The organism is Thermogutta sp., from assembly GCF_014359955.1.
Taxonomy (GTDB): Bacteria; Planctomycetota; Planctomycetia; order Pirellulales; family Thermoguttaceae; genus Thermogutta.
This window is the reverse complement of the sequence record NZ_JACIYL010000049.1, coordinates 1-11418: the sequence shown is the minus strand read 5'-3', so window position 1 is coordinate 11418 and position 11418 is coordinate 1. Positions and strand designations below refer to the sequence as shown.

Sequence of the window (11418 nt, the reverse complement as noted above, 5' to 3'; positions counted from 1 at the left end):
CTTCGCCCAATTTCCCCGGTTGCCGGAACCTCGGTAAATCTTTCCGTATGCTGGAAGAATGGTATGCCATGAAAAATCTTGCGGATGACCTCCACGTCATCCTGATCCAGGACACCGAAGGCATGGTCGACAATTGCTACCAGCGCCCGCCGTATCCCTCGACCTGGGCGCGGATGCACGGCAAAGGCCGGGTCTTCTACACTTCCCTGGGACATCGTGAGGATGTTTGGGAAAGCAAGATTATGAAAGATCTCACACTTGGAGCACTTGCCTGGGTGCTGGGCGAAGTGGCGTTTGATCCAGTTCCCAACATCAAGGAGGTGACGCCGGGAGCCAATCAACTCTCCCGGTGAATAAGATATGGGAGCTTTGGCGTGACTCGTCACGGTGTGCAGCGCTGCCTTTGCTGGACGCCGTGTTCCTGTCTCTCCTAAGTGTTCATACAGCCATCATGTTGGACGATGGCCGGCGGGGGCCGGAGTCAATGGCCCCTGCCCGTACTTTTGGCGGTAAACTTACCTGACGCAGTAACCGTGGATTTTGGTAGTCGGTCGGGAGATCCATGATTCCTATGGGGACTTCCTCGCATATTTTTTCCAGGCGCACTTTTCTCGGTGTTGCGGGGACAGGGCTGATTGTACCGCCCATGGCGCTGACCAGTTCACAGGCACAGGCTGGGACGTCCGCTACCGAAGATACCTCGTCCGTCTTCCGATTCTGCCTGAACACGGCGACCATTCGTTCCCACAAGCTGTCGCTCCCCGACGAGATCGACCTGGCGGCGCGAGTGGGTTACGATGGCATCGAACCCTGGACCCGCGAGATCGATGAGTTCCTTCAGCGGGGCGGAAAACTGGGGGAATTGCGCAAGCGATTGCGGGATCGCAACTTGCGTGTAGAAAGTGCCATCGGGTTTCCGACGTGGATGGTGGATGACGACGCCCAGCGGGCCAGGGGATTCGATCAGATGAAGCGAGAAATGGAGTGGATCGCCGAATTGGGCGGCAATCGCATTGCCGCTCCTCCCGCTGGAGCCTACAATCCGCCGGTACTGGACCTGAAAAGGGTGGCCGAACGATACGCCCAACTCCTCGAAATCGGTCAGTCGATGGGTGTTACCCCGCAGTTAGAAATCTGGGGTGGTTCCGCCAATTTAAGTCGTCTCAGCGAGGCTGCATTCGTTCTGGTGGAGTGTGGACATCCCGATGCGTGCGCCCTTTTCGATGTATTTCACATCTACCGGGGAGGATCGCGACCGGAGGGGCTCCGCGTATTTAATGGCGCAGCCCTCCACGTTTTCCATATGAACGACTACCCAGGCGATCCACCGCGGGAGAAAATCCGCGATTCCGATCGCGTATTTCCTGGGGAAGGCGTGGCCCCTCTGACCCAGATTCTCCGTATCTTACGGGATATTGGATTCCACGGGGCTTTGTCGCTGGAGTTATTCAATCCCCAGTACGCGAAAATGGAGGTGGAAACTGTCGCCCGTCGGGGCTTGGAATCAATGCGCGAAGCCGTGAAAAAAGCGCTGTCGGCCGAGATGGGCTGAAAAACGTCGGAAACTTCCACGGGGGTTTGGCCGACCGACAGCGCCTGCCGCAACGCGAGTCACGAAAATCCCTGCGGGATCAAGTCTTGAACCCGCTGACCAGTTGTCGCAGGGCGTCCGCCTGAGCACCGAGTTGCTCGCTGCTGGAAGCCATCTCCTCGCTTCCGGCGGCTGACTGCTCAGCCACGTGGGCAATGCCCTGCACAGCGGTCTGAACTTCCTGGGCCACCATAATCTGCTCGTTCGTTTTCTGGGCAATCGCCGACACTTTTTCGGCGGTCACTTTAATGTTGTTGAGGATTTCTTCCAGCGAGCTACCCAGATTGTCGCTCATGCGGGCGCCCTCTTCCACAAGGCGTGTCGATTCCCGAATGAGCTGGGCGATTTCCTGGGCCGCGTGGTTGGTCCGTTCGGCAAGTTTGCGGACCTCATCGGCCACCACAGCAAAGCCCATGCCGTGTTCACCGGCTCGGGCGGCTTCGATGGCCGCGTTGAGCGCCAGAAGATTCGTTTGCCCGGCAATTTCGGAAATCACCTGGATGATGTCGGCGATCCGCTTGGAGCTTTCGCGGATGGCCTGCATGGCTTCCACCGATTTGGCCACGGCCACACCCCCGTGCTCCGCGGATTGGCTGCTCTGGCGGGCCAAATTATCGGCTTCGGCGGCCAACTCACGGATCGCCGTAACCGATCGCGTCAACTCCTCGATGGAAGCCGTCATTTCTTCCACACTTGCAGACTGGGTTTGGGCACCCTGGGCGACCACCTGGGCGCTCTCGGCGACAATGCGGGCACCCTCCGTGAATTGATCCGCGCTGACCACCACCTGGTGGATCATCTCCTGGAGACGCGCGACGAAACGGTTGAACCACTGCGCCAGCTCGGCCACCTCGTCATTCCCTTCCTCAGGCAAACGTTTGGTCAGATCGCCTTCGCCCTGAGCTATGTCTTTGAGGAGGCTAACGACTCGCTGCAGCCCCTGAACAGTCCGCCGGGTGCCCAAGAAAGACACCCCCAAGCAAACGAGGGTCATTGTGGTGGCACCGGCCAGCGTCCACCACAGCATGCTGTTGAGGGCCTGGTCGACCCGCCCCAGAGCGTCCTGGAAGTCGTCCTCGTAGGCCCCGGCGCCGATCACCCAGTCCCAGGGTTCGAAGTAGGTGACGGCGGCGACTTTCCAGCGGGCCGTCTTGTCTCCGGGGTTTTTCCAGGGGTAGCGTTCAAAAGCGCATTCGCCAGGCTTGAGCTTGAGGGCCTTTTCAATGATTGACTGGATGAAGTACCGACCATCCGCGTCTTTAGCCTCCCAAATGCATTCCCCGTCGCGTTTTCCGCCTTGGGAGATCACGTAGGTGCCGCGTTTTTCTCCCGTTCCCTGAAGCACATAAACGTAACCTGTTTTTCCTACAACAATGTTCATAATCCCCTGACGCAATTCCGCGATGTCGTCACGCGGAATGCCCACGTAAAGACAGCCTATTACCTCTCGTTTGTCGTTGAAAACAGGAGCATAGGTGGTGATATACCACTTGTTGACGACAAATGCCTTCCCGGTGTACGTTTCTCCGCGGAGAACAGTGGAGACGACAGGATTGGGCGATCCATCAGGGTTGACCGCGGGAATGAACGTTCCCACGGCTCGGCGGTCGTCGTCTGTGCGCACCGTGGTTGCCACACGCAGCATATCTCCCTGCGAATTCATCCTTTGAAAGACGGTGCACGTCAGACCGGTAAGCTTGGTTACCTCGTCGACAAATGGTGCCGAAGCGGAGAAATCGGTGATTTGCCCCAACCAGGTGTTGCCGATATACATCCGGGGAAGCTGCACGGTCTGGCTCTGTTTGGTGAACTGGTTCACGGCCTGCCAGGTGACCGTTTCCTCGGGGTGAATGGAGAACCCCCCCTGGTTACGGGCGAGATCCGAAGCAGCGTTGAGGGCCCGGTCCAGATTGGCCAGTAATGAATGGTGGTAAACCTCGAGCATGTTGCGGACGCCCAGCGCTACCTGGCGACAGTTATCCTGGCCGAGGAGATCGACTTCCTTTCGCACCTGGGCGCCCAGTCGTCCTTTGTTGACGAAGACCAGGGTGACTGTCACAGATGCGGTCAAGACAACGCCGACCGCACACAAGCCCATGATTTTGGTTTGCAGTTTCACAGCTTGTTCCTCCCAGAAGACGCAAAAGACTCGTTAACCGGAAAAGAGACAACAGCGCCAAAGGTTTGAAAAAAGGCTCGACAAAATATGAGCCAAAACCCACTTGAGAAGGAATTTGAATCCAAAATGCTCTAAAAACGTCGCGACGTGAAGTTGCTTACCTGTCCGGCAAGCTTCTCAACAATACATAGCTCACAGGAGGTGATTGGAGCCATAACTACCCGTTTTTTTGGCAAAATGGCAAGACATGGTGTAAGAGAGGGCGGTTTGGAAAGAATATAACGGTTTTGTTGGGGTTACAGGTTATCTATTCTTCCTAGAGTAACGTTGAGCCCTGGTAGCCCTCAGAAATTCCTTTAAGACAAGCCGATGACTTTTTGGGGTGTACACGTTCATTGTTGTGTCCCCACCAGCGTGCGACGATTCGCGGCGAGAAAGAGAACAGTGACGCTCCTTTGAGGTGAAGGGCGCAAAAGGGCCGCGTCCGCGGCGGCAGCTTATTGCCGAATGTGTCGCATGCGCGAGGGCACAGTTTGGCCGGTGGGTTTGAGCCTCGCGAGGAAAATAATCATCCATCATGGCCGGTGATATCCGAAAGGCAGCGATTCTTCTGATGAGCCTGCCCCGCGAGCAGGCGACGCAGATTCTCACGCGCCTCGAGCCTAAGCAGATCGAGGCCGTGACCATCGAGATCGCGCGCCTGGGACTGGTGACCGCAGAGGAGCAGGAACAGGCCCTCAAAGAATTTGCCCAGGCCAGCCCTGCCGAGTTGACCGGGGGAAAAGGCGGTCTGGAGGTGGCCAAGGAGTTGATCGAGCAGGCCCTTGGGAAAGCGGCCAGCACCACACTGGAGGCTGTCAAACAATCCATCGAGGCGTTGCCGTTTGCCTTCCTGCAGAAGGTGGACAGCCAGAACCTCATCACGTTCTTGATTGATGAGCATCCCCAGACCATCGCCCTTATTTTGTCGCATTTGCCGCCCAATCAGGCGGCGGAAATCATTCGTGGGCTGCCGCCGGAACGTCAGGTCGCCGTCATCAAGCGAATTGCCACGATGGGGCAGACCAGCCCGGATATCATCCATGAGGTGGAAAAGGGCCTCGAGTCCCGTATGGCCAGCGTGATGAGCCAGCGGTTTGAAAACGCCGGCGGTATCCCCACGGTTGCTGAAATCCTCAACGTGATCGACCGCGCCACGGAACGGCACATCCTCGATGCCCTCGCCCAGGAAGATCCCGAGCTGGTGGATGAAATCCGTCGCCTCATGTTCGTGTTCGAAGACATCACCAAGCTCAGCGACCGGGATATTCAAACGATCCTCAAGCACGTGGAGAATTCGCAGTGGGCGATGGCCCTCAAAGGGGCCAGCGACGAACTCAAACAAAAGATTCTCAAGAACATGTCCAGTCGGGCGGCCGCTCTTCTGCAAGAGGAGATGGAGTATCTCGGGCCTGTCCGGGCTTCCAACGTCGAGCAGGTGCAGCAGCAGATCGTGGATATCATCCGTCGCCTGGAAGATGCCGGGGAAATCACGGTGAGCACCAACCAGGAAGAAGAACGGCTGATCGTCTGATCGACCCGCCAGCTTGGGGTGGTCCCTCCCTTCTCCGACGACCGTCCCTCGTCCTTCATGCGCCGCGTGGAAACCCTTTATGATGGTAGTAAAGGGTTTCCCGATTGCGACGACTTGGCCTGGAATCTTTGATCCTTCTGTTCGGACCGGCATCCGGCTTTTATGGAAGAACGACTTACTCCCATGATGCGGCAGTACCTGGAGGCGAAACGGGCGTGCCCCGACGCGCTCCTCCTGTTCCGCATGGGAGACTTCTACGAGCTGTTCTTCGACGACGCGAAAATCGCCGCCCAGACGCTCAATCTCACTCTGACGAGTCGGGATAAGGGCGAGGACGCTATCCCCATGGCGGGGTTTCCCCATCACCAGCTTGAGTCGTATCTGGCGAAACTTCTCGCGGCGGGTTTTCGCGTGGCCGTTTGTGACCAGGTGGAGGACCCCAAGCTGGCCAAGGGCCTGGTGCGGCGGGAAATCACTCGCATCGTCACGGCAGGGACGATCACCGATGAGGCGCTGCTTGATCCGCGCGAGCCCAATTTCCTCGCCGCCGTGGCCCTGGGCGATCCCTTGGGCCTGGCCTGGGTGGATCTATCCACCGGCCGGTTTTATGCCGGTGTTTTTCCCCGCGCAAGTCTGCTCGATGAATTGGTGAGGATTCATCCCTCGGAGGTTCTCTGGCCGGAAGAGTCTTCGGAATCTCCCCCGGAACTGGACGGCGTGGTGGTCACGCGGCGGCCGGCATGGGTGTTCTCGCCGGTTCATGTGGAACCACTCTTGACGCGGCAATTTGGGGCCCGCGCAATTGAGGGCTTTGGCTTTTCCTGGGACGAGTCTCAGGATATACCGGCCTTGTGTGCAGCGGGCGCGATTCTTGATTATCTCGAAGAGACGCAGAAGACGCGCCTGCCCCATATCGAGCGGTTGCTCCGCTACCAGGCCGGGAGATTCCTGGAGATCGACGAAGCCACCCGGCGAAGCCTGGAACTCGTGCGAACGATGCGCGAGGGCCAGCGCGAGGGAACCCTCCTCTGGGTTCTGGATCGGACTGTGACCGGCATGGGAGCGCGCCTCCTGGCTGAATGGTTGGCGGCCCCGTTGACCGATATCGGCGCCATTCGACAGCGTCAGGACGCGGTGGCCGAGTTACTCGAACGGCCCGATTTGTGCCAGCGAATTCGGGAACATCTCCGCCGGGTGTTCGATCTGGAGCGATTGATCACACGGATCACCACGGGTCGCTGCACCCCTCGCGATCTGCTGAGCGTTGCGAAGAGCTTGCGTCAGATCCCGCCGCTCCAGGAGCTCCTGGCGACCTGTGAGAGCGATCGGCTCCGCGCGATCGGAGATGCCGTCGATGCCTGCCCGGAGTTGGAAAGCCGGCTCTCCGCAGCGCTTGTGGACCCGTGCCCTCTCGCCGCTACTGAGGGAGGCTTCATCCGGGACGGCTATCACGCCGAACTGGACGAACTTCGACAGTTGGCCCGGGGGGGCAAGGAATGGATTGCCCGATATCAGGCACAGGAAATCCAGCGTACGGGAATCCCGTCGCTGAAGGTGGGCTACAACAAGGTTTTCGGCTATTACATCGAGGTCACGAACACCCACCGGGATAAGATCCCTCCCGAATATTTCCGCAAGCAGACGCTCAAAAACGCCGAACGCTTCATCACACCCGAACTGAAGGAGTACGAGGAAAAGGTTCTCTCGGCGGACGAGCGGGCCAGGGAGCTGGAATATCAGCTTTTCGTGGAACTTCGCGAGGAGGTCCTCGGTCATCGGGGCGTCCTCCAGGCGACGGCGGGAGCCCTGGCGGAACTCGACGTTTTGGCCGGTTGGGCTGAGTTGGCGAGAGAGCGTAACTACTGCCGTCCCCGACTGGTAGAAGAACCTGTTTTGGAGATCCTGGAGGGGCGCCATCCGGTTCTTGACCTCACGCAACCGGAAGGCACCTTTGTGCCCAACGATCTTCATTGTGGAGAAGGGGCGGCGCCTGTCATCCTGATCACCGGCCCCAACATGGCGGGCAAGAGCACCTACATCCGGCAGGCCGCCTTGCTCGTCATCATGGCGCAGATGGGGGCCTTTATCCCGGCGAAAGAGGCCACCATCGGTGTGGCAGATCGGGTATTCGCCCGGGTTGGTGCCAGCGACGATCTCTCCCGTGGACGCAGCACCTTCATGGTGGAGATGATCGAAACCGCCCGGATTCTCAATTCCGCCACCAAACGGAGTCTCGTCATTTTGGATGAAATTGGGCGGGGCACGAGCACGTACGACGGCATTTCGCTGGCCTGGGCGGTGGTGGAGTATTTGCACAACCGGATCGGCTGCCGGACCCTTTTCGCCACCCATTATCATGAACTCACAGAACTGGCCGAACTGTTGCCGGGTGTCAAGAACTACAACGTGGCCGTCCGAGAATGGCAGGATCAGGTCGTCTTTCTGCATAAGATTGTCCCGGGGGCGGCGGACAAAAGCTATGGCATCCATGTGGCCCAACTTGCGGGGGTTCCACGGCCCGTCATCGAAAGGGCCAAGGAAATTTTGATGGGCCTGGAGTCGGCCCATTTGGGAAGCAGTAAGGCACTGGCGGGACCGACCCGGGAGGTCACAACAGGCGACGGCCGGGCGATTCAGCTCACTTTCTTCGAACCGCTGGAACATCCCCTTGTGGAGGAGCTCCGGGAGCTGGACCTCAACCGCCTAACGCCGCTTGAGGCCTTCGAAAAAATCCGCAAATGGCATGAACAATTTCGCGGTCGAAGTCGCCGGGCAGGTCGCAAAGCGGCCCAATAGTCGTAATCAAGCTGCTGCTTTTGTGTACTTTTCTTAGATTTTCTCGTTTGTGTCTTGTGTGCTGCTTGTCTTTTTTCTGATGTCGCGTCGTCAAATCTTTCCTGAACGGTAAAGTCTTTGTGAATGACTGGGAAAGTTTTGCCGATTATGAGGATGACACGGGCTTGGACGGTGGTGTCGATGGTCTCCTTGTTGACACGAGGTTGTCAGGTGTTCAAGACAGTCGAGGGCATTCCATGATTGCACGGCTCAATGGCCCAGTCGCTGCCTGGTTTTGGAGAGTAGGATTAGTCATCGTCCTGGCCGCGGGTCCCTGTCTGGTCGCTCAACGGGGCTTAGCCCAAACGACCACTCCCAGAGAATTCCAGCTCCGATATGCACCGCCAGAACAGGTGGAACCGGTCCTCCATCAGCTCCTTTCGCCTTCTGCGCGGATCACCGTTGATGCCCAGAATCGGCGGATACTGATCGCCGGTACGGAGCAGGACCTGCAAGTTGCCAGCAGTGTCATCAGGGCTTTGGACCAGCCACAGAGATCGCCTCAGCAGCCTCCTCACAATCCCATTCCTGTTGTCAAAAGCTATCCACTTCCACGGGGAAACATAGAAGCCGTCGCTTCCCAGCTCCGCGCCCGGTATGCGGGCAGGCAGGATGTCCGCATTACGGTGGACAACCGCACGTCGCAGCTTCTCGTGGTGGCTCCAGAAGATGTTCAAATGGCCATCGCGGGCTTGGTGATGGAGCAGCAGCCGAGTCAACCAACTCTTTCGGGGATGACGAACCCGGTGCGAGTTCTCCCCGTGGGAACTGAGACACCCACGGCAGGATCGCAGCCGTCCCTCAGTCCGCCAGGCAGATCGACCCCACCGGCCAACATGGCGAGCGCGGCGGGACCAGCCAGCGGTGAGAACAGCGCGCAGCGGCTGCCGGCCTCCGGTGGCATGCAGATTACCGAGGATACCCCCCTGTGGAACGCCCAGGTGGGCCAGGTGGAAGCGTTTCTTAAGGAAACCTTGGGACCGGCCCTGGAGCCCGTGCTGGTGCCCGGAGCGACTCAGCCCTCCGGCTATCAGATCACGCTGCGGACCGGGGAAAAGCTCAGCCTCAGTTTTGACCGACAGGCCAACCGTATCCAGGTGCGGGGACCTGCCTGGGCCATGCCCGCTGCCCGCCAGCTCATCCACGCGCTGGATGGACCTCCCAACACGGAAACACGGACAGTGCGGCTTGTTCCACTCAGTGCGGCCAAGGCAGAAAGTGTGCAGCAACTGACCCGGGCGGTTCGTGTTGCCAATACCACGGCCAGCGAGGCTGAAGCAGAGAATATCGAGACAAACCTTCTCGCCCAGGTGGGGCAGGCGGAGAATCAGGAACAATCGCAGCCGCCACAACCCGCCCAGGAACAGCCTTCCCAGCAGCCTCCCGCTGAAGGACAGCCGCAACCTCCGGCTCCCGGTGAGCAGCAGGCTCCGGGCGCGGAGACGCCGGCTGGAGAAGGCGGCCTTATCGGACCGGTCCAGATTGAATACCTCGAGGGACTGGATGTGCTGGTGATCCGGGGTAACCGGCGGGACGTGGAGCGGGTGATGCAGATCATCCGGCAAATCGAAGAACTTAGTGTGGAAACCGAACCGGAAATCCGCGTCGTGCTCCTTCGCCACGTGGATTGCGAGGCCCTGCTGACGATCCTTAACCAGGTGTATCAAGCCGTGTATGCCGCCCGACGCGGGCCCATCACCATGATCGCCCTGGTTAAACCCAACGCCATCCTTCTGGTGGGTCGGCAGGAAGCCGTTCGCACCGTGCTGGAGCTCATCGGGAAGCTGGATCGGCCCGTCTCTCCCGAAACCGAATTCAAGGTGTTTCCGCTCAAGCATGCCTCGGCCACCACGGTGGAGCAACGGCTCACCACGTTTTATCAGGATCGGGGAGGTTTGGGAACAAAAATCCTCATCACATCGGACTTTCGCTCCAACACGGTGATCGTCAAGGCGTCTCCTCGGGACATGCTCGAGATCGAGCAAATGATCGCCAAGCTGGATGTGCCCACCAGTGAGGCGGTCAACGAAATCCGTGTGTTCACGCTGAAAAACTCACTGGCCAGTGAACTGGCCACGGTTCTCCAGCAGGCCATATCGGCCACGGGAGTCGCCGGGGCGGTGCGTCAGACGGCGACCGGGCAGGTGACCACGGCGCAGGCGGCAGGGCAACAGGAAATCCGCTCCACCCGACTGCGGTTCCTCACCGTCGATACCCAGGGCAAACAGATGCTCGAATCGGGGATCGTAACGGACGTGCGGATTACCGCCGATGTCCGTGCCAACGCCCTGGTGGTGTCCGCTCCTTCCGACAGCATGCCTCTCATTGCTGCTCTCATCGCCGAACTGGATCGGCTTCCCTCGGCGGAGGCGCAGGTCAAGGTCTTCACCATTGTCAATGGAGATGCCCAGGCCCTGGCCGACATGTTGCAGACCCTGTTCGGACAAACGGTGACTGTGGCTGGTGGAGCTGCCGGTGCGGCCGCTCAGCCGGCTTATCGCACGGGGGCTCAGGAGGGTGAGAGCTCCCTGATTCCCTTGCGATTCGCCGTGGACGTGCGGACCAACAGCATCATCGCCAGTGGATCAGCAGGCGATCTGGCCGTGGTGGAAGCCATTCTCCTCAGGCTTGACGAATCGGAAATTATCAAGCGAAAGACGGAAGTATTCCGGCTAAAAAACGCCCCAGCCAACGATGTGGCCAGCGCCATCAACACCTATCTCACCAACGAGCGGCAGGTCCGCCAGTTGAATGTCAACGCCTTCAGCACGTTTGAGTTCCTGAGTAAAGAAGTCGTCATCGTTCCAGAGCCGGTGAGCAACAGCCTCATTGTCAGCGCCACGCCAGAGTATTACGACCAGATCGTGGAGATCATCACGCGGCTTGACGAGCGACCTCCCATGGTCCTCATCCAGGTGCTCATTGCTGAAGTGCAATTGAGCAATACCGACGAGTTCGGCATTGAGCTGGGTATTCAGGACCCGATCCTCTTCAACCGCAGCGTGGCCGGGGTACCGGGGTTCCTCTTCAACAGTACAGGTCCGCTGGGGAACAACACCTCGGCACCCTCGCCGGATGTGGTCGGTGCCCAGGCGATCTCCAACTTCGGGGTCGGCCGTGGCAATTCCACGCTCGGTTTCGGCGGTATGGTGCTTTCCGCCTCCAGCGAAGCGGTGAGTGTTCTCATCCGGGCACTCCGTCAGCAGCGCCGACTGGACGTCCTCAGCCGGCCGCAAGTCATGGCCCTGGACAATCAGCCGGCCTTCGTCCAGGTTGGTCAGCAGGTCCCCACAATTACCG

6 protein-coding genes are annotated in these 11418 nt (G+C 59.1%); 5 read left to right on the top strand and 1 reads right to left on the bottom strand.

What is annotated here, in order from left to right:
- On the top strand, window positions 1-353 hold a 353-nt coding region (locus tag H5U08_RS02935), incomplete at its 5' end, for a ThuA domain-containing protein (protein ID WP_297029915.1).
- A 218-nt stretch (window positions 354-571) separates the two neighbouring features.
- Window positions 572-1552: a sugar phosphate isomerase/epimerase gene (locus tag H5U08_RS02930; RefSeq protein ID WP_297029913.1), complete on the top strand. Its 981-nt coding sequence runs from the start codon at window positions 572-574 to the stop codon at window positions 1550-1552.
- A gap of 79 nt (window positions 1553-1631) precedes the next feature.
- Here the strand turns inward: H5U08_RS02930 and H5U08_RS02925 are convergent, their stop codons facing one another.
- Window positions 1632-3710, bottom strand: coding sequence for a methyl-accepting chemotaxis protein (locus H5U08_RS02925; RefSeq protein ID WP_297029911.1), 2079 nt, complete (start codon window positions 3708-3710; stop codon window positions 1632-1634).
- A 577-nt stretch (window positions 3711-4287) separates the two neighbouring features.
- On the opposite strand from H5U08_RS02925, the gene fliG reads away from it, so the two are divergent.
- The 3 genes from fliG to H5U08_RS02910 all read left to right on the top strand — a co-directional run.
- Window positions 4288-5283, top strand: coding sequence for a flagellar motor switch protein FliG (fliG, locus tag H5U08_RS02920; RefSeq protein ID WP_297029909.1), 996 nt, complete (start codon window positions 4288-4290; stop codon window positions 5281-5283).
- A 162-nt stretch (window positions 5284-5445) separates the two neighbouring features.
- Complete coding sequence (gene mutS / locus H5U08_RS02915; RefSeq protein WP_297029907.1) at window positions 5446-8079, top strand: DNA mismatch repair protein MutS; 2634 nt, start codon at window positions 5446-5448, stop codon at window positions 8077-8079.
- A 236-nt stretch (window positions 8080-8315) separates the two neighbouring features.
- A partial coding sequence (locus H5U08_RS02910) for a secretin N-terminal domain-containing protein (protein ID WP_297029906.1) occupies window positions 8316-11418 on the top strand: 3103 nt, incomplete at its 3' end.

What these genes read in the sequence shown, in the direction of transcription:
- mutS (WP_297029907.1), top strand. Translation starts at nt 5,446, where the DNA reads ATGGAAGAACGACTTACTCCCATGATGCGGCAGTACCTGGAGGCGAAA.
- H5U08_RS02930 (WP_297029913.1), top strand. Translation starts at nt 572, where the DNA reads ATGGGGACTTCCTCGCATATTTTTTCCAGGCGCACTTTTCTCGGTGTT.
- fliG (WP_297029909.1), top strand. Translation starts at nt 4,288, where the DNA reads ATGGCCGGTGATATCCGAAAGGCAGCGATTCTTCTGATGAGCCTGCCC.